The sequence below is a fragment of the Affinundibacterium flavidum genome, assembly GCF_014284175.1.
Classification (GTDB): Bacteria; Pseudomonadota; Gammaproteobacteria; order Burkholderiales; family Burkholderiaceae_D; genus Undibacterium; species Undibacterium flavidum.
The window spans coordinates 313,979-334,184 of sequence record NZ_JACOGA010000004.1 but is presented as its reverse complement, the minus strand read 5'-3'; the positions used below and the strand labels follow the sequence as shown (position 1 = coordinate 334,184).

General features: G+C 46.0%; 15 protein-coding genes. 10 read left to right on the top strand and 5 right to left on the bottom strand.

All coding sequences use genetic code 11. The annotated features are described in order from the left end of the window. Positions 1–281: 281 nt before the first annotated feature. Positions 282–1,142, bottom strand: a complete 861-nt coding sequence (locus tag H8K55_RS06180; RefSeq protein ID WP_186941193.1) for a head GIN domain-containing protein — start codon at positions 1,140–1,142, stop codon at positions 282–284. 328 nt (positions 1,143–1,470) lie between these two features. Here H8K55_RS06180 and H8K55_RS06175 point away from each other — a divergent pair, with 328 nt between their 5' ends. The 9 genes from H8K55_RS06175 (at position 1,471) to H8K55_RS06135 (ending at position 11,801) form a co-directional block, all read left to right on the top strand. Then, positions 1,471–2,778, top strand: coding sequence for a dicarboxylate/amino acid:cation symporter (locus H8K55_RS06175; RefSeq protein WP_186941192.1), 1,308 nt, complete (start codon positions 1,471–1,473; stop codon positions 2,776–2,778). A 150-nt stretch (positions 2,779–2,928) separates the two neighbouring features. After that, positions 2,929–3,366, top strand: coding sequence for a helix-turn-helix domain-containing protein (locus H8K55_RS06170; RefSeq protein WP_186941191.1), 438 nt, complete (start codon positions 2,929–2,931; stop codon positions 3,364–3,366). Positions 3,367–3,368: 2 nt separating this feature from the next. Then, positions 3,369–4,613, top strand: a complete 1,245-nt coding sequence (locus H8K55_RS06165) for a type II toxin-antitoxin system HipA family toxin (protein ID WP_186941190.1) — start codon at positions 3,369–3,371, stop codon at positions 4,611–4,613. 203 nt (positions 4,614–4,816) lie between these two features. Next, a complete protein-coding gene (locus H8K55_RS06160; RefSeq protein WP_186941189.1) occupies positions 4,817–6,574 on the top strand; it encodes an AAA family ATPase in 1,758 nt (585 codons plus the stop codon). Positions 6,575–6,587: 13 nt separating this feature from the next. After that, the gene (locus H8K55_RS06155; RefSeq protein WP_186941188.1) at positions 6,588–7,463 is read left to right on the top strand and encodes a DNA adenine methylase; all 876 of its coding nucleotides are present in this window, start codon (positions 6,588–6,590) and stop codon (positions 7,461–7,463) included. A 282-nt stretch (positions 7,464–7,745) separates the two neighbouring features. Continuing rightward, positions 7,746–8,441, top strand: a complete 696-nt coding sequence (locus H8K55_RS06150; protein ID WP_186941187.1) for a helix-turn-helix transcriptional regulator — start codon at positions 7,746–7,748, stop codon at positions 8,439–8,441. A 74-nt stretch (positions 8,442–8,515) separates the two neighbouring features. Next, on the top strand, positions 8,516–8,887 hold the full coding sequence (locus H8K55_RS06145; RefSeq protein ID WP_186941186.1) for a VOC family protein: 372 nt from the start codon (positions 8,516–8,518) through the stop codon (positions 8,885–8,887). Positions 8,888–8,917: 30 nt separating this feature from the next. Next, on the top strand, positions 8,918–9,418 hold the full coding sequence (locus H8K55_RS06140; RefSeq protein WP_222612379.1) for an EVE domain-containing protein: 501 nt from the start codon (positions 8,918–8,920) through the stop codon (positions 9,416–9,418). Between the two features lie 73 nt (positions 9,419–9,491). Beyond that, the gene (locus H8K55_RS06135; RefSeq protein WP_186941185.1) at positions 9,492–11,801 is read left to right on the top strand and encodes a M28 family peptidase; all 2,310 of its coding nucleotides are present in this window, start codon (positions 9,492–9,494) and stop codon (positions 11,799–11,801) included. Between the two features lie 245 nt (positions 11,802–12,046). On the opposite strand, the gene H8K55_RS06130 is transcribed toward H8K55_RS06135, so the two are convergent. From H8K55_RS06130 to H8K55_RS06115, 4 genes are all read right to left on the bottom strand, one after another. Further along, on the bottom strand, positions 12,047–12,814 hold the full coding sequence (locus H8K55_RS06130) for a class II glutamine amidotransferase (RefSeq protein WP_186941184.1): 768 nt from the start codon (positions 12,812–12,814) through the stop codon (positions 12,047–12,049). Between the two features lie 248 nt (positions 12,815–13,062). Beyond that, the gene (locus H8K55_RS06125; protein ID WP_186941183.1) at positions 13,063–14,685 is read right to left on the bottom strand and encodes a M20/M25/M40 family metallo-hydrolase; all 1,623 of its coding nucleotides are present in this window, start codon (positions 14,683–14,685) and stop codon (positions 13,063–13,065) included. 292 nt (positions 14,686–14,977) lie between these two features. Then, positions 14,978–17,140 (bottom strand): TonB-dependent receptor, encoded by a 2,163-nt coding sequence (locus H8K55_RS06120; RefSeq protein WP_186941182.1) that lies wholly within the window; start codon positions 17,138–17,140, stop codon positions 14,978–14,980. Between the two features lie 678 nt (positions 17,141–17,818). Next, the gene (locus tag H8K55_RS06115; protein ID WP_186941181.1) at positions 17,819–18,640 is read right to left on the bottom strand and encodes a D-hexose-6-phosphate mutarotase; all 822 of its coding nucleotides are present in this window, start codon (positions 18,638–18,640) and stop codon (positions 17,819–17,821) included. A 273-nt stretch (positions 18,641–18,913) separates the two neighbouring features. On the opposite strand from H8K55_RS06115, the gene H8K55_RS06110 reads away from it, so the two are divergent. Next, positions 18,914–20,161, top strand: a complete 1,248-nt coding sequence (locus H8K55_RS06110) for a GIN domain-containing protein (RefSeq protein ID WP_186941180.1) — start codon at positions 18,914–18,916, stop codon at positions 20,159–20,161. Positions 20,162–20,206 lie beyond the last annotated feature (45 nt).

Below are 20,206 nucleotides of genomic sequence, written 5' to 3'. Positions count from 1 at the left end.
TTTAACCAAAGGGTGCGCACGGCATCCAGTTGCTCGTTTCTGATATGCCTATCAAAAACTGTTAAAACATCGAGTCCGTGAAAATACCGACTCTTCATTCATAATACAAGGGTGCGCCATGCGCACCGAAGCCTAGGTCAACGTGTGTGGTGCGCACGGCGCACCTTACGCGATGAAACTCTGGTTAGTGCAAATTTGCGTAGGTAAATGACAAACAAAAAAAGACGAAAAAAGGCGACAAAATTTTGTCGCCTTTTTAACTTGCCTGAAAAATTTCTTCATCAGTTGATAAAATTCACCCGGCGTCCATTCACATTACGCTGTGCCGGATTGCCATACACATTCACGCTACCAGATCCATTACTTTGCGCGTTGACGTTTTGTGAAACAGCTGCCGTCACTGAGCCTGAACCATAACTATTTAAATCGGCGCTCAAGCTCTTCACTGCGGAGAGATCTGCCGAGCCAGAACCGTGAGTCTGTGCTACCAGATTGCGCACGTTACCGCTCGCATGGACTGAACCGGAGCCATTCACGGTGATTGCCAATTCATTGCCGTTCACGGCGCCCAGATTCAAAGAGCCAGAACCTTGCAAGTTGACTTTTGCATCCTTACTCATCAAACCCAATGCATTGATGCTGCCAGAGCCAGTATTCACGATGTCGATGCGACTCACGTTACCATCCAAATTCACGCTGCGTGAACCGTAGTTGCGTACGCTCAAATTCCCGCCGTTCAAGCCATTCACCATCAAACGACCCGAGCCATTAGAAGTAATCTCCGTCACGGCTGGCACTGTGTACACCACGCGAATAGGATTGTTGCTATTGAATTTTTCGTCTATCCAAATTTTTTGTGTATCACCACTCACCTGCGTTTGCACCAGATTAAGTAAATTACTATCGCCAATAATTTCTAATCCAGGCGCAGCACCGACTCTGACTTCGACTTGCATAGGGCCACTGACACTTAAGGCGGCTAAGCCATTCACTTGACGCTTATCACTTGTGACATCGCCATTTCCCTTAATTGCATTGCTACTCCAGGCAGTTTCAAAGCGAGCATCATTACCGTCTGGAGCGATGATGATAGCGCAGCCAGAGAAAGCCAAAATTGAACAAAGTGCAAAAATAGTACGCATGGTAGGTCTTCCTAATTAAGTTAATCGTATGCAGAAATTGCGTTGAGGAGTGCACTGTATCGAAACCGTCATCTTGTCTCCATAGCAAAGCGATGAACTGTTGAGTCGAGGGCTTGAACTGCGAAAATATGAACCCTAAGGGAAAACCCCATTGCGGTTATCCACAATAGACGCTGCCCGCGCCACTCTTGATAATGGGCACAAGGATAGTTCGCTCATACGCCATATTCATGTAACGGATCATCCAGTTTCGCCATTGCTATCAGAGCTGTCATAGCAGTCTTAGCTACCTTAGCTGCAATGGTCAAAAAATTATCAGGAGACAAACATGAAACGCTTTACCGGACATCTTTACTTTTGGGTTTTACTCGCCATTTTTTGTGGCGGTCTATTTGGTTTTCTCGATGCGACCAATGCCGTCAAACTAAAACCGCTTGGCGATGGTTTTATCGCTCTGGTCAAGATGCTGATCAGTCCCGTGATTTTCTGCACCGTGGTATTGGGTATCGCGGGTGCCGGCGATATGAAAAAAGTCGGTCGCGTTGGCGGCAAAGCCTTAATCTATTTTGAAGTGGTTTCGACGCTCGCTCTAGCCATAGGCTTAATCGTCGTCAATCTGATACGCCCTGGTGCGGGTTTCAATGTTGACCCTGCCACACTCGATGCGAAAGCGGTGGCAACTTATGCCAAAGCTGCACATGACCAAAGTACAGTCGACTTTTTACTCCACATTATTCCTAAAACCTTCACCGATGCCTTCACGGGTTCTGGCGATTTATTACAAGTTTTATTGGTTGCTGTCTTGTTCGGTTACGCCATGATGCGCATGGGTAAAACTGGCAAGGCTGTACATTTATTCATAGAAGAAGCCTCGCATATTTTCTTTGGCATGATGAATGTGATCATGAAATTAGCACCAATCGGTGCTGGCGCGGCGATGGCTTTCACCATCGGCAAGTACGGCCTCGCTTCCTTAAAACCTTTAGCCGCGTTGATGGGTAGTTTCTATCTAACCTGTATCTTGTTCATCATCATCGTGCTCGGTTCTATCGCCAAGCTAGTCGGTTTTAATATCTTCCGCTTCATTGTCTACATCAAAGAAGAATTGCTGACGGTATTGGGCACGTCGTCTTCAGAATCTGCCTTAGTACCTTTGATGAATAAACTGGAAAAAATGGGTTGCTCAAAATCCGTGGTTGGCTTGGTCGTTCCATCCGGTTACTCCTTCAATCTGGACGGCACCAATATCTACATGACGATGGCGGCTTTATTCGTAGCACAAGCATTAAACATCGAACTCACTCTGACGCAACAACTCACCATGCTAGGGGTCGCCATGCTGACGTCCAAAGGTGCATCTGGCGTGACCGGTGCAGGATTCATCACCCTCGCAGCAACTTTGGCGGTTGTGCCAACAATTCCTGTCGCAGGTTTGGCGCTCATCCTCGGCATCGACCGCTTCATGTCAGAAGCCCGCGCCCTCACCAACTTCATCGGTAACGGCATCGCGACGGTCGTGGTATCGCATTGGGAAGGTGAATTGCAGCATGATGTTATGCATAGAGAGTTGGGGAAACCGAGTACGGTAGCAGCTACACCTGAAAACCCTGTGCTCGCAGATAAATTGCCAGTGTAAATCTTCCGGCAAACGTGCCACATAAATCAAGCAATAGCTATTTAATTGCCTTATTTATGTGGCTTTATTTTATTAAGACATTCAAGAAATCTCATTAATTGACTCATATAATTGACAAAATTAAATGCTTTGCCTATGATATAAGTCACCATGGTAAAAAAATCTCTCACTCTTTATCCAAATCAAACCACTCAGATGGTGGCATTGGGTGAACGCATTCGTCTTGCCCGACTACGGCGTAAGCTCACTACAAGCTTGTTCGCTGAGCGTATGGGTGTTTCAAGAGAAACCCTGCGTCGAGTTGAAAATGGTGATCCTACAGTGGCATTTGGCTCGTATCTGAGTGCACTACAAACTTTAGGTTTAGCAAACGATATCGATCATCTGGCAAATGAAGATGTATTGGGGCGCAAACTACAGGATGCAAGCTTGGCTACAAAATCTAAGCGAAACAGCATCAGCTCAACGTTAAAACTACCACGCAAAACTGGCGTGACTGAGAATACTTTTCAGGTAAATGCGCCATCGTTAATCAATCAGGTCATGGCGAAATATAAAAATAAGCCCCCATCAGACAAACAGGGGTAAACATGGCACGTCCGTCTACTCTTGTAAAAGTCTGGTTAGATGATATTGGCTTCATACAGCCAGTATTGATAGGAGAGTTGCGGATTTCTGATCGCAATGAAGCGCCGGCCTCATTTAGTTATGAAAGCACATGGCTGCAGCATAAAGATGCCTATGCGATTGATCCTTATCTCCCACTAGTCAATGGACATCAATATCCAGTACGCGGCACACTCGCAGGCATCTTTCGGGATTCTGCACCAGATCGATGGGGCCGCGTCTTGATAGAACGTCGAGAATCTTTAAGCGCTATCAAAGAAAATAGAACCAGCAAGACATTATTTGATATTGATTTTTTACTCGCTGTACAAGATACCTCTCGTATGGGCGGTTTACAATTTCAGAACAATCAAGGCCACTTTATTGCCGCCGCAGAATTTGCCGTTCCACCTGTCAGTCAACTACGTGAATTACAAGCATTGGCAACACGGATACAAGAAGTTGGGATTGAATTTTTACCAGAATACGAGCAATGGCTGGCGATGCTGATGGCACCAGGCTCATCGCTCGGTGGAGCGCGACCAAAAGCCAATTTTCAAAACATCGATGGTAGCTTGTGGATCGCCAAGTTTCCCGCACAGGAAGATCGCTACGACATAGGAAAATGGGAATATCTGGCACACCATCTGGCAAAAAAGGCTGGCATTCACGTTCCCAATGCCCAAGTCGAACAACTCAATTCCCATTACCACACCTTCTGCGTGCAACGGTTTGACAGACTTAATCATCGACGCCGCATGTATGCCTCTGCCATGACCATGACGGGCAAACAAGATGGTGAATCCGGCAGCTATTTAGACATCGCTCAAGTCCTCACAGAACATGGATCACGCGGCTTTATCGAAACCGATTTAGCGCAACTATTTAGACGACTCTTGTTTAATGTCACCATCGGAAACAGAGACGATCATCTGCGCAATCACGGCTTCTTGAGAGACGATTCAGGCTGGCGACTCGCTCCTGCCTTCGATGTGAATCCTAATCCAGCAAAGCGCGAACACAGCTTGCATCTAGGCATCGCAACGACACCTGAGAATGCGCTAGAGGCAGTTATTTCTACCTATGAATTTTACCGCCTGAACGAACAACAAGCGGCGATCATTCTTGATGAAGTGCTCGGTGCGGTGCAGACTTGGCGGGAAGAAGCGAAGAGTTTGCAAATAACAGCGGCTGAAATTAAACGTATGGAATCTGTGTTTAAGATTTAAGTGGATAGTTAAGAGAATGCGATGCTGAGCTTAACCTATGCTTTGATTTTCCCTTTCAGAACGTTGTTTTTTGATTTTCAACACGTCGTCTATAGAAATAAAACTTACCTCTCGGTAACTCGCCTACTAATTCTATGTATGATTTATAAAAAATAAAATATTGCTAAAAGAAGCAGACAAACCTAAAAAATTGAGAAAAATCTATGGCGACGAAAACCAATAAGAAAACTGTATCTGAAGTAAGCAAAAAGATATTAAATAGAATTCAACTCACTTCGATAAATTTTTCTGAAATTCCATTTAGGAAATTAGGAAGTTTAAAAATTAATATTGCTCCTAGATTTACTTTGATTGCTGGTCGAAATGGCGTAGGTAAATCGACTTTACTCGGACTTATCGCTAACGCGTCAGGAATCACTAGAGGTCAAAATTTCACATTTTTTGGCAAGCTTCCGCAAGGTAATTTGCACGAGATAATTCATCTATCAATGGAAAATGATTACGTTGAAAATGAAGCCGAGAAACCAAACGTGTTCTTAGCATATGTTGCAAATGACACTCCTGTAGTAAAGAAGTGCAATATAACTTTGAGAAAGGGAAGTGGTCTTCGTATAGTTCCTAGAAATGAACCTAAAACCGAAATAGTTGCAGGTGATATCGTTATAAAAGCAGCAGGTAAGGTACCGCTACCAACTATTTACTTAGGAATGATTCGAATGATGCCTGTCGGTGAAACCGAACCTGGAACGCTGGAAAGTAGTGCTTTCACGACTGAGCATATTGCCGACGCTATGTTTATAGACGAATTTACAAAACGAATAATCCATACAGGCTCTTCAAGTGAACAACCAGAAATTACCAACCAATGGGTAAAGGGGACAAAGAAACGATCATTACACCCGCCTTATGCTGGGTATGACAGCAAAGGAGTGTCTCTCGGTCAGGACTCTTTAAGTTCAATTGCCACCGCATTGGCATCATTTCAAAAAATAAAGACGAGTATGGGAAATGATTATCCAGGTGGTTTATTGGTAATTGACGAAATTGATGCTGGCTTCCACCCGCAAGCGCAAAAAAAATTATTTCAAGAATTGAAAACGGAGGCACGTAGACTAGATTTGCAAATAATCGCAACGACACATTCACTAACGTTACTTTCTGAAGTTCATTTTGAGATTTCAAAAGTTCCTCAAATTTCAAAACGCGAAGATTCAATCGTCTATCTACAAGGTGGAAATCCAGTAGAGTTATTAGACGTCACGGAATATCAAAAGATACATGACGATATGTTTTTACGTTTTTCTTCAGAGGAAAAAAAGAAGCCAATAAAAATTTATGTTGAAGATGATGAAGCGGCTTTGTTTCTCAAAAAAATATTAACGAGAACTCGACTGAACAAAATTCAAGTTGCGACAAATCAGAGGATTGAAGTTCTTTCTTGTCACTTAGGGTGCTCAAATTTGATGGCTTTGCACAAGACAGACGATTACTTTAAAACAGTAATTGTCGTCGTTGATGGAGATACTGAGTCAAGAGGGATTCCTAATGTAAAAAATATTGTTCGACTTCCAGTAGATCCGCGTCTAACGATAAAACAAGCTCCAGAACCAATTATTGAAGGAATGTGTCAATTGCTTGTAAGCGATCAGAACTCTTATCCAGAAACGCGTAAATTACTTAGGGCAAAAAGCTATACTACTGATCATATTCAAGAGCACGTCTTGAATCTTCAAGGCAATGAAGCGAAACCAGAGAAAACTGTCGCAGCAGACCGCGACCATGCAAAGACATGGTTTAATCGTCGACTAGAAAACATAAATAATTTGAGATTAATTGAAGGTTGGGTTGCCGATAACGAATTAAATGTTAATCTTTTTATTGATAAAATCGTTGAAGCTGTAAAACATATCGAAACTCAAATCGAATCCCAAAAAAAACTGGCCAAGACTAGTATGAAATGATAACGTTCACAACATGTACTCAAACAGACTTTATTCTCCATTACGATACCCAGGTGGCAAATCCGCCTTTGCTCCGTTAGTCACAAATTTAATGGTTGAAAACAACCTCGTTGATGGACACTACTTGGAACCTTATGCTGGAGGAGCTGCGGTTGCATTGGATTTGTTATTCCACGGAGTTGCTAAGCACATTCATATCAATGACTATGACACTGCGATTTATGATTTTTGGATTAGCGTTACCAGATATCCTGAAGAACTACTTAAGCTTCTAAAAGACACTCCAATAGATATGGAACAATGGCATTTTTGGCGTGATGTCTTACGAGGAAAAATTGAAGTTAGCCAGGTTGAAAGAGGCTTTGCAACGCTCTTTTTAAATCGTACGAATCGTTCTGGGATTCTGAAAGCAGGTGTTATTGGCGGGAAAGAACAAGCTGGTGTTTATAAAATGGATGCGCGATTGAATAAAAAAGTATTGTCGGATCGCATCGCAAGAATCGCCTTAAATGCTTTAAATATTTCCGTTTATTGTGAAGATGCTCTTTCACTCTTAAAACGCTGTGCTTCATTTCTACCGTCAAAATCTCTAATTTATTTAGACCCTCCATATTTTGTAAAAGGTCAAGGACTATACCGTAATTTTTATGAGCGAATCGACCATGAAAATATCGCCAAATTATTGCAGAGTTCGCGCTTCGGTAGAAAATGGCTCGTGTCGTATGATAACGTTGAAGAAATAAAAGATATGTATGTGAATACACGGTCGTTAGATTATGGTCTGAGCTACACAGCACAAACAAGATATATTGGATCGGAAGTAATGTTTTTCAGTCAGAAGCTAAAAATAACCGACAAGGGTCTTCCTAAACCATTAATGGCAGCATAAACATAAGTTTTTTAGCTTAGTTAGGTGATCAAATCTTCTAGCCTGTAACTTGCATAGAAAATTGTCACACCTTTTTTAGCCTTTAAAATAATTTCCTCGTATGCGTCTGCTATAACGTCTTCATAGGCGATTTAAAGTCGAAATTTATCGCTCAGTTAGATCAAGCAAGGTATGTCACTAATGCCACATGAACGGAAAGTTTTAGCTACCAATACTGCCATTTTTTGACAGCAAATGCGCCAAACTCATCCTTACCACGCCATTTAAATACCCATCAACCTCATGTCCCGCGCACAACGCTTGCTTGATCTGATCCAAATCTTACGTCGTCATCGTTTTCCGGTGACTGGTACGCAATTGGCGGAAGAATTGGGGATTAGTTTGCGTACTTTGTACCGTGATATCGCAACTTTGCAAGAGCAAGGGGCGAGTATTGCTGGTGAGTCGGGTTTGGGTTATGTGCTGAAACCTGGTTTTATGTTGCCGCCTTTAATGTTTTCTGAAGAAGAAATCGAAGCGCTGGTGCTGGGTTCGCGTTGGGTAGCGGATCGTGGTGATGACAGGCTGGCAGCCGCGGCGCGTAATGCTTTACATAAAATTGCGGCGGTTTTGCCCGCTGATTTGCGCGAGTCCCTAGATACGACCACCCTGCTCGCTGGCCCCGATCAGTCCAAAGCGGACATCGATACCGGTTTGCCATTGTTGCGTTCGGCGATTCGCAATGAACGCAAGATCTTCCTAAGTTATAAAGATGGTAAAGGTCAAATAAGCCAACGCATGATCTGGCCATTTGCGCTAGGTTATTTTGAACACGTACGAGTCTTGATTGCCTGGTGCGAACTGCGGCAAGAGATACGACACTTTCGCAGTGACCGCATTGAAGCATTTGAAGTCTATGACTTGCGTTATCCAAAACGCCGCCAAGCACTGTTGAAAGAATGGCGCGCAAAAGAAGGCATCACTACTGACAGAATCTGACAGTAGTGCCCAATATGATGAAAGCTCGTTCACACCACTTGCTGTGTGGACTTAAATCCATGATTGGGGAAACCATGCCACATCCAAATTTCATCTTACTCTACGTTGAGAGTCCTACTTTGAGCGCGCAATTTTACGCCGATCTGCTGGGCACAAAAGCCATTGAAGCTTCCGCCACTTTTGCCATGTTTGCTTTAGATTCTGGTGTCATGCTCGGCCTGTGGGCGAAGCACACGGTGTTACCAACTGCAGTCGCGGCGGCAGGTAGCAATGAGTTGGCGTTCGCCGTCGAGAATAATCACCTCGTCGATACGATGGCGCAAGATTGGCAAGAACGCGGCATCCATTTAGCACAAACACCTACCGTAATGGACTTTGGCTATACCTTTGTTGGACTCGATCCTGACGGGCATCGCTTGCGTGTATTTGCACCTGGCTCCCATTAAGAACCATTTAAGAACCAACTAAGAACCATTATGAAAAACTGGATTGCAGTCGCTTCTGCCGATCATGTCGCCATCGGTCACGCGCAGGGATTTATGCAGGTCTGCCACGGTAAGGTGGCTCCTCTACGTCGCCTTCAGGCGGGTGACTGCGTCGTCTATTATTCACCGACGCAGACCATGGCTTCGTCAGCTTCGTCATTTAGTAGCAAAAACAAATTGCAAAATTTTACAGCGATAGGGACGGTGCGAGAAAGCGTGCCGTATCAAGTCGAAATGGCACCGGGTTTTTGCCCGTTCAGGCGTGACGTCGATTGGCTTAACGCACCGCCGACGTCGATTTTGTCCTTATTAGATCAATTAGAATTTTCACGCGGTAAGAAAAATTGGGGTTATCAGTTGCGCTTTGGTTTATTTGAAATTAGTGCACATGACATGGCCTTGATTGCAGCGGCGATGTCGACCGACATCAAAGCACCGACACAGCTACAAAACCAACAAGCTGATCTGTTGTTAGAAATCCTCGAAGATTAACTGCGCGCTTGATCTTGATTTGCAAGCGAAGTGAATTGGGTCAGAATGCATGCACTACTCTTCGGGAGCTTTCATGTCATTCTTCTTTCCGGCTACAGCCAAACACAAGTACACCTTGATCGCCTTGCTACTGGCCTTGTTTTTGTTGATCAGCTTGGCTTTATCCAGCGTGCAACCACCAGCACCCGCTCTGACACCACAGACACCAGCTGCGGGTCAATTCTCTCTCATTGCAGCGCAAACCCAATTGCGCGAGATCACACGCGAACGGCATCCGGTCGGTAGCCTTGCACACGATGCCGTGCGCGACTATTTGGTGGCAGAAATCAAAGCCATGGGTTTAGAGCCGCAAATCCACAACAGTTTCGCCAGCTTTGAAAAAGGCACAGCGAGTGGTCAGGTACAAAATATTGTGGTGCGGCTGTCTGGTCGCAATGCAGCGCTAGACCAAAACAAGAAAGCCTTACTGCTGGTTGCGCATTACGATGCGGTGCCAAATAGTTTTGGTGCGGGCGATGATGGCGTGTCGGTGATTTCTATCTTGCAGACTTTGCGTGTATTGAAATCGCAAGCTCCCTTAGCCAATGATGTGATTTGCCTGTTGAGCGATGCCGAAGAAGTTGGCCTGCTAGGCGCGGCTGGTTTTGCGAAAGACCACACGTGGATGAAAGACGTGGGCATGTTGCTCAATTTTGATAACCGTGGCAATGCGGGGCCGGTGTTGATGTTTGAACCAACGGCGGGCAATGGGCAATTAATCACAGGTCTGGCGCAAGCGGTGCCGGGCGTGATCAGTAATTCTATGATGTATGAAGTGTATAAGGCTCTGCCAAACGATACCGACTTCACCGTGTTCCGCAAGCAAGGAATACCGGGTTTGAATTTTGCGATGATACAAAATATCTCCAGCTATCACACGCGTTATGATCGTTCCGAATTAATCAGCCCCGCTTCACAACAGCAGCAAGGGGCAATGATGCTGGCTTTGGTGCGCCATTTTGGTAATCAGGATTTGACTCAGCTTACAGCGGACGACCATGTGTATTTTAGTTTTCCCTTACTGGGCTTGGTGCATTATCCGGTCGGTTATGCTTTGCCGATTGCGCTGTTGATCAGCGCGCTGGGCATCGCCTGTTTCTGGTTGGCGCGCAAGCATGGGCAAGTGCGCGCCTTAGCAACACTTGGGGCATCCTTTGCTTTGTTGCTTGGGCTGATAGCGATAGGTTATCTAGTGCAGCAAGCGTGGAATCTGGTGTTTAAGTTTTATCCTGCGTACTTGGAAATGCATGATCAAGATACGGGGCATTTCTATTTGCTAGGCGTGTTGCTGCTAAGTGCATTGGGATTTGGATTTTTGCAAAAAGTGCTAAATCGCTGGATACGCGTACAAGAATGGGCCCATGGCGCGGCGCTCATCTGGATCGTGTTATTGCTGATGACCAGTGCACGTTTTCCGGGAGCCAGTTTTTTATTTGCCTGGCCTCTATGTGCGGTGTTGTTGTCATGGTTACTCATTCGCTTACGCAAGATCGGTGAGGATAGCGCGACTTATATCTGGCTCATCGGTGCTGGCAGCGTAGTCGGCATCGTCTTGTTTTCTCCTTTGGTTTTGCTGTTCAATATTGCCTTGGGTTTCCATTCTCTCGGCGTTCCCGTGATTTTGTTTCTCATCTTGTTGAGCTTGCTGACACCGCTTTGGCTATGGATATTGCAAGAATGTCGAGCACGTTATTTTTTACTGATCAGTGTCGTTGCTGTCGTTGTTGGTGCATTCGCGACCGCAGCCTTTCATCGTGATTTCCCGATTCCACCGCAACTGGTGTATGTCGCTATGCCACAAAGCCAGCTTAGTTATTGGTTGACGCCACAACAAGCAGTGAACGCCCAGCTTTTGCCTATGTTGGCTGACAATCCAGAACATCGCACCGTACCGGAATTGTTCGGTAAAAACATGCCACGCGGCGAATGGGTTTATTGGCTCAAGCCAGCGCCTGATGCTGGCATTGCGGCACCAGTATTGCAGTTGGTATCCGATCAGGTCGTCGGTGATAGCCGTGAAATCACACTCCATATCAGTAGCCCGGATAGAGCGAATCACGCCAGAATACAAGTGGAAGGTGGCAGCGTTTTATCGGCACGCCTACAAGGCTTGGTATTGACAAAAGAAGCAAAAGAAAAATGGACGACCAGTGTGCATGCGATGCCCACCGAGGGAGTCAATTTATACTTACAAATCGCCAAAGATCAGGCACCTGCAAGTATGACAGTACGGGTCACGGATAGCTTTTATGTGTTGCCAACTACGGCGAAAAATATCGTTGCGCCACCGGCGACATCGGTGGATTTTGTGGCGCAAACGATTAGTAGTTTGCAGATTCCTTGACGTTGCTAAGTGGAAGAATTCACAAATGTGCCTATGCGCAGTCGAGGTCGATTCAGCATCAAACTTGATTTTTGAGAGCGCGGATACTATTACACTAAAAGGATAAAACATGTAGGGCGGGGCCATAAGCTCTATCGGTATTCCGGTTCGCCGAATATTTGAAGGTGTTTGTAGAGCTCTCCATGTGCACGGCGTTTAAGCGTCGTGGATTGCTTCTACCTTTTTTACCCTCAACAAAACTACGTTCAATCCAAGGCGCGCCCATCTACAAATAATTTCAATTCACCGGACTGCAAAGCAGTCCACTGTTCATTGGTCGTCAGCGGCTCAGTAACAATCACTGCCACCCGATCTTGTGGCGTTGTTACTTGGGCGAAATCGACCGACACGTCTTCATCGGATAAGGCAGCCGTGTTGAATGGATGTTGGCGTTCTATGTAATGCAATTTGGTTGAGCAATGCGCGAATAGGGCGCTGCCGTTGGAGAGCATCATATTGAAAGTGCCGTGGCTGGCGATTTCGCGGCAAATTTCGCTTAAGAATTCGCGCAAGGCGCTGAGTTCTGGCAACTGCGCGCCGAAGCGCGTGCGCAGACTTTGCATCAGATAACAAAATGCCCGTTCGCTATCGGTAGTACCAATAGGCAAATAGCTACCGTTGAGTTGTGGGTCGAAATTTTTCAGATCACCATTGTGCGCAAATACCCATTGATAGCCCCAGGCCTCACGCACAAATGGGTGACAGTTTTCTAAAGCAATCACGCCCTGTGTCGCTTTGCGTATGTGGGCGATGACATTTGTGGATTTGATCGGAAAACGTTTAATTAATTCTGCAATCGGCGAATCAATCGCAGCCTGATGATCGACAAAATGCCGCACGCCCTTACCTTCGAAAAATGCGATGCCCCAGCCGTCTTTATGCTCGTCGGTGCGCCCGCCACGCGTGGCAAAACCCGTGAAACTAAACACGATGTCGGTCGGGGTATTGCAATTCATTCCTAAGAGTTGGCACATGAGGATAATCGGTGAGCTGTGATGAGGTGAGCTACCTTAACATTGATGCGGCTGAGATTGAAATAATCAGTGGCGATTTGCTTATGCGTTTTTCGAACAAAGGATGTAAAAAAACCAGCATGCTGTTTATATCAACATGCTGGTTTGGTGTCGGATTGTGATAAGTGTTTATTGCTGGTCGACTATCACATCTCCGTTGCAATAACTTAGCTATGGCAACTTAGTTATTGCAACTAACCCTGAATAACTTAGCGACTAGCCGGTGCTGCAGGACGTGTAGGCTCTACTGGCAAAGGTTTGCGTGGCATTAATTCATCACGATTTGCTGTGTGGGCAACAAAATTCGCCATGATCATGGCAGCTTGCATCATGTCGCCTTTTTGCAGTTTGTCGTAGACGTCCATATTGCTATGGTGAGTACGGGCAAAATAGTCCATCGGTTCTTGGATGAATTGGAAGCCAGGTACACCGACAGTATCAAAGGACACATGGTCGGTGCTACCAGTTTTGCGTAAAGTAGAAGTCTTGGCACCTAAGTCATGGAATGGCGCTAACCAGGTATCAAAGATGACTTTCGCAGCGGAATTGTTTTCTGCATAAATGCCGCGGATTTTGCCGCCGCCATTGTCGAGGTTGTAGTAAGCAGAAATTTTACCGTGCAAAGGTTTGTAGCTCAGTGGTCCGGCTGGACGACGCATAAAGCTTGGCAAGTCTTTTTCTTTAGGGTCAGTTGATTCTGGGCGTGATGCGACATTTTTGTTGATGAAGTCACGGGAACCTAACAAGCCTTGTTCTTCACCACCCCACAGGGCGATGCGAATGGTACGGCGTGGTTTGAAACCGATGGCTTTTAACAAGCGCACTGCTTCCATGGCGACTGCGACACCCGCTGCATTGTCGGTCGCGCCTGTGCCTGCATGCCATGAATCTAAGTGGCCGCCGAGCATGACGATTTCATCTTTCTTGTCGCTGCCTGGGATTTCTGCAAATACGTTAATGGAATTAGCTGGGTCTTCATCGCCAAAATTCACAGCGACTTCGACTTCTGCTTCAAGATCTTTTTTCTTTTCGATCAGGCGGAAAATGCGATTGTATTGTTCCGTCGACATGACCAATGCTGCCGGGCCAGTTGGCTCGTCTTTTTTGTAAGAACCGCCGCCTTGTACAAAGATTGTGCCGTCATCACCACGTGAGACATTCACCGTTGCAATCACGCCTTCTTCAGTCAGGTAAGGATTGATTTTTTTGCCGAAGGCGATACGTTTTGCAATTTCTGCCATATCCATAGGTGGGCGACCAGTTGCACCACCTAAATCCAAGTTTTCTAATTCTTGCAATTCTTGCTCGGTGTAGCGCTTTGCATCGCCAGCCGTATGCAATTTGGTTGGGGTCATGGCGTCACGCAACAGAATCACGCCTTTCAATTTGCCTTTCCACTTGGCCAAGTCTTCTTCAGTTTCGAGTTTAGCGTAGACTACTTTGCCACGTTTCACGCCGTCTGTGCCTGGCGTCCAAGCTTTAGGGATTGCATCTAATACCAGATTCGATGGTGCGACCAAACGCATGGAGGATTTTTCTAATACCCAGCTACGACCGAAAGGCGCGATGCTGACGATTTGGGCGTTTTGCAGACCCCAGTCCGTTAATTGTGATTTAGTCCAGTCACCCGCTTTGCGTAAGCCTGGTGATCCTGTCAGGCGCGGACCGATTTCATCGGTCAGTACGCTTAAAGTTTCCATGATTTTGGAACGATTTGTTCCTTCATCACGAATTTTATTCACGAGATTTAAATCGACTTTTTCATCGGCGGCTAGTGCAGGGAGTGTGGAGCTGACAAACAGCGAACACACCAAAAGGCTGATCAAACGCATCTTATTGTTCCTTGTAGTTTTAGTGATTAATCTTAGTGATTAAGTTTTTGATTAATGACGATTGCTTAGTACCGTAGATTCGGACAGATGTTGATGCATCTGCTATCGAAGCGGTTTGGATAAGCTTTGACCCGAAATGGTTCCCACCTGATGACACAAAGTCGGGACTAATGATGCTGCAATGCAATATTTTTTGCAGTTCATTCGCGCTGAGGCAAAAAAAAGCCCCGAACTTGTTGTCGGGGCTGTGGTTTTCGCTGTGTTTCCAATCTAAAGCGAATCAGAATCTAGATTAGTATCTAAAATTAATCCCTAATTTCACGGCGCGTGGTGAGCCTGGTGTGATGTTGTTATTACTATTTGCTGAAGCGTAGTACTTTTTATCCGCTAGGTTTTCTACATTCAACTGGACTTGAATATTCTTATCCCAAGCATAGTAGAGTGCCGCATCAATGCGGGTGAAGCCCGGCAATTCCACAGTATTGTCAGTCGATGGATAAATTGCCCCGCGATACACAACACCAGCGGCAAAACCCCATTGACTGTTGACGTCGTAGCGATTCCACAATGATGCACTATGGGTCGGCACTTGTGCCAAAGTTGCACCCGCTAAGGCTGTGGTGGACAGCGTGCGAGTGATTTTTGCATCTTGGTAAGCATAACCACCCATGATGCTCCAACCCGCGGCAAGTTTGCCATTGACGGCTAATTCCAGGCCCTTGGTACGTTGACCATCAATCAAGATGGATTTCGTTGAATCGCTAGGATCGGTAATCGCGACGTTGCTGCGATCTAATTGATATACCGCGGCGCTTAAGCTTAAGTCACGTGACACATCCCATTTCGCACCCAATTCAAAATTCTTAAATTTTTCAGGGTCGAAAGCCTTGTTGCTGGCAGTGAGCGATGACAATTGATCACCTGCGCGGGGGGCAAATGCCAGGCTATAGCTGGCGTACAAAGACATTTCTGTGAATGGCTTGTAAATCAAACCTGCGCGCGGCGAGACTGGTGTATCCGTAATTTCTATCTTTTCGCCCGTGCGATTATTCGTAAAATCGACCCCGAAGCTGTCGCGACGTAAGCCAACGATTGCCTGCCAATTCGGTGAAAACTCGATCTGGTCTTGCACATACACACCGACCGTTGTGGCAACGCCATGATTGTTCGCATCTGTCGCCGATGGGCGGAATACGACGGAACTGGTGATGGGATTACTAACCGGAACGTTAATGCTAGTCGCATTTGCAGAAACCGTAGGGAAATAGCCGGTGTTGCGTAAGTTGTCGGTCGTTTGTTGACCGAGTTCTAATCCTGTCAAAATCTTGTGTTTGATGCCACCGCTTTGAATATCAAAAGTCAGATCAGTTTGATTAAACAAATTTTTGCGTTGGGTCGCATTGTTATACGCACTTAAGGCCACGCTGGTGGCGGTGTTATTGACTGCGCCAGAAAAAATATTCTGATAAAACTTATCATAATCCGCATAGCGAGTACGGTTGCGTAAGCTAAAGCCATTACCTAAATCGTGGTCGATTAAAGCGGTGAAGGCATCAACGCGTGAAGACGTCGGGCTCAAAGCGGCATTTCCAAAAAACACGCTGCTATCTACATTGAGTGGCTTGCCTTGGTAAGAAGGAATACCACGATCTGCAATACGATCATCTTTGAAATGTTCGTAGCCGAGTACGATGCTGGTGTCTTGACCAGCGCGAATCGCGAAAGTCGGATTGATACCACTGCGCTTGATATTCACGCCATTGCGGTAGCTGTCAGAATTTTCCACCATGCCAGTGACACGGAAAGCCATGTTTTGATCAATTGCCTGACCAATATCAGCTGTGGCGCGGCGATTGCTCCAAGAGCCGACCGTAATCGATGCTTCACGCACTGGCGACCATTGTGCTTGCTTAGTCACGCGATTGATAATGCCGCCAGAACCACCGCGACCAAAGATCATTGCATTTGAGCCTTTCAAGGCTTCGACGCTTTCGATATTGTAGAAATCACGGTAATACTGCACGTCATCACGAATCCCATCAACGAAGAAATCGCCAGTCGAGCTATTGCCACGGAATACGGCGGTATCGCGGTTGCCTTCGCCTTGGGCAGTGACTACGCCAGGCACATAACGGATTGCATCAGCCATGCTTTGCATCGCCTGATCTTTGATCAATTCTTTGGTGACAACCGTAATTGACTGCGGCGTATCGCGCAGCAAAGTATCGGTTTTAGTCGCCGTACCGCTGATCTTGGTCGCATACTTTTGCTCACTGGCACCGACGATTTGTACTTCTGGCAGCTTGGTTTCTTGCTTGCTGTTTGTGCTTGTAGTGTTTGTTGTTGAGTTGGTTGTAGCGGTCGTCGTGCTGTTTTGCGCCAGTGCCGGGAAACTGATCAATGCCAATAAAGCCGGCAGCGTTGCTAAAGCAAATCGTGGTGTAGTGCGTTGCATAAAATTCTCACAAAGATAAAATAACTGAATAGTCGCAATTATAAATGCGAATTATTATCATTTGCAATTAAAATTAGGTCGGATTTTTGTTTTAAATCAAGATTTGGTAGCGAGAGGGAGGCTTATTTTTGTCTCTTTATTATTTGTTTTTGATGGGCAAACGGCGAAATTCCAGAGTGGTATTTGTACGGTGGGTGCAATTGCATAGGCGCTAAGCAAATTCAAAATTAACCTAAACCGCATGGGCACTAGGTTCCCGCGTTTTCAAGGCATAGGCATCTACACAAGTCGAGGAAGGGATAAAACACCCTCTCTCGCAAGCGGGAGAGGGGTGGTGTGAGGGGCGTTCAGATTGGCAAAATGCTTACTTAAAGTCGTTGTCTATATCGAAAATGTACGGATGAAACATCATTTCACCTACTCAACGATCCCCATCCACAATCCGGCATTTGCGACTCGCCGCTTGCGGGAAGGAAGTATGTGCAGGGTTTTTTTGAGTTACTTGGACTTGTATAGATACCTATTTCTTGAAGGGGAAGAAGTAAAGCGAGCGCGCTGGCCGTTTCAAAGCATGCAGACGCTGTATTCTAGTGCCGCGAGCTGCACCCGCTCTTAATCTTTGCGTCCTATTTGGGTCAATATAAGAGGCTTAGTGAGCAAGAATGAAGTTGCAGATAACTATTTCGTCAATATACTCATCAACTGCATACCCGACCACACCTGACTTGGTGCCAATACCACGGGCTGCATGATGCTAGCGGCTTCTACGCAAAGCATGCGACGGAATCCGTCCCTTTCTAAATCGGCGAGTTGTGCACCTTTTTCCGCACCTGGGTTCCATACTACGGCATCGGTGAAGCCCGATTGGCGCAATTGCAGTACTTGGTGTGGCTGCTTGATCACGATATCTGACACCACATCGGTATAAATGCTGTCGACTTCCCCGACGATTTGTAGCATCTGATCGGATTGATGGCAGCTGTCCTCACCTGTCACGGTATCGCGATAGTTGAGGCCACCCAAACCATGGACGCGGGTTTGCTGAATATCCTGCACGCGGAAATAGCTATGCAAGGCAGCTTGAAAGCGCAGTTCGCTGTCGCCGTTATTTACTACTGAGAAGTCTAGTTGCAAACTCTGCTCTGCCACGGTGACCATCATTTCTGCTCTAAATACATGTGGCCAGATCTGTAAACTCGCCGCGCTTTCTTGTAATTCAAACACAGCTTGCGCGGCTCCTTGTTCTAATTGACCAGAGCGCACCAGGCGCCAAATCGCGGTACGGGCAAAACCATGCTTAGGCAAATTGCCCAAATTAGAAAATTGCGGAAAGACGATGGGCACACCGCCACGGATCGCCACGCCTTCCTTCCATTCTGAGGCCTGACTCATAAACAATTGCTCGCTACCCTGCGCCGGCACCCACGAACAGACATGTGCACCATGCGTGACGATTTCGGCGCGGGCACCATCTCTTGCTTGAAGTATGACTTTATCCATGCGACTAGAACTTTCTGCTGAAATAGCGATGAGGTGAATAGTAAGCCTGCATTTTATCGCCTCTGCGCCACATACTGAGTTCAAACTTAGCGCAAATTACGACCGATTTGGCTCCAATTCGACCATTGAGTCGATGATTTTTGCGTTCTGTCGTTAACCATGGGCGGATAAAATCGGCTTGACGTAAACTGTGAACATAGAAATTCCAAAGAATTTTCATCTTTTTTTAGTTATCGGTTTCAAATTTTGGTTCTTAATTTTCAGGGGGCGGACATGTTTACAAAAATAGCTATCGCGGCAGCAGTCGCATCAACTATGGTACTTGGCCTGAGTGGCTGCGAAATCAGTATCAATGACGACAGCATCAAAGGCAGTGGTCACATCATCACCGAGAAACGTGACGCGACTACTTTTGACAGTATCGATAACCAATCGCCATTCGATATCGAATTAGTCGTAGATGGCAAAAACAATGTTGTTGTTGAAGGCGATGATAATTTTGTCAAAGAAGTTGAGACAGTAGTCGAAGGTCATACGCTGGTGGTGCGCAATAAACGCAAAGGCAGCTTCCACTTCTCTTGGAAGACAGCTCCAACGACCGTCAAGATCAGTACAGCCGCTTTGGCAAAAGCGATGAATTCAGGCAGCGGCGACATGCGCTTGCGTGATTTGAAAAATGACAAGCTGGAAATTGTGAATGAAGGTTCTGGCGACATCAAAGCGGCGGGTTCCGCGACAGAATTGAACTTCCGCACCAGTGGCAGCGGTGACGTTAGCTTGCGTCAATTGAATACCAAAAAATTGACAGTAGAAATGCATGGTTCTGGCGATATTGAATTTGGTGAAGTGATGCAAAGCCTGAATGCGAAATTGACTGGTAGCGGCGATTTGCACGTGGCTAAATTACAAAGCGAACAAACCACATTAACTGTGGAAGGCTCAGGCGGCATCAGCTTACGCGGAGTGAGTAAAAACCTCGACATCGATATGTCAGGTTCTGGTGATGTCTCAGTCGATGAAATTCAGGCAGAGAAGGCCGATATACAAATGTCCGGTCCAGGTGAGTTGACTATTTCTGGCGAAACGAAGTCTTTGAAATTGCGTGTTAGTGGTTCTGGTAGTGTTGATGCATCACGTTTAAAAGTGGGTGACGCGGACATTCGTAATTCAGGCCCTGCTGATTTGCAGTTTAAGACCTTGACGGGCAACGTGATGATTGATGCCTCTGGTTCGGGTGACATCGAAGCGGATTTATCTTCTGCGACGACGATAGAAATCAGCTCTGATGGCCCAGGTAGTATCACTTTGCACGGCACAGCAAAAAAACTGAGCGCGAATTTAAACGGTTCTGGTGATTTGCATGCGACTGAATTATTACTCGAACTCGCTTCAGTCAAAGTAAATGGACCCGGTGAAGCCAGCGTCAATGTGAAAGCGGCAGGTGAAGCAAACGCCCATGAAAGCCGGATCAAAAATGGCTCACGCGTGGTGACGATTGATCGTAATGGTGTAGTTCAATAAATATTCATGAACAACTTCTTCAAGCACTTGATTAATAAAATTATG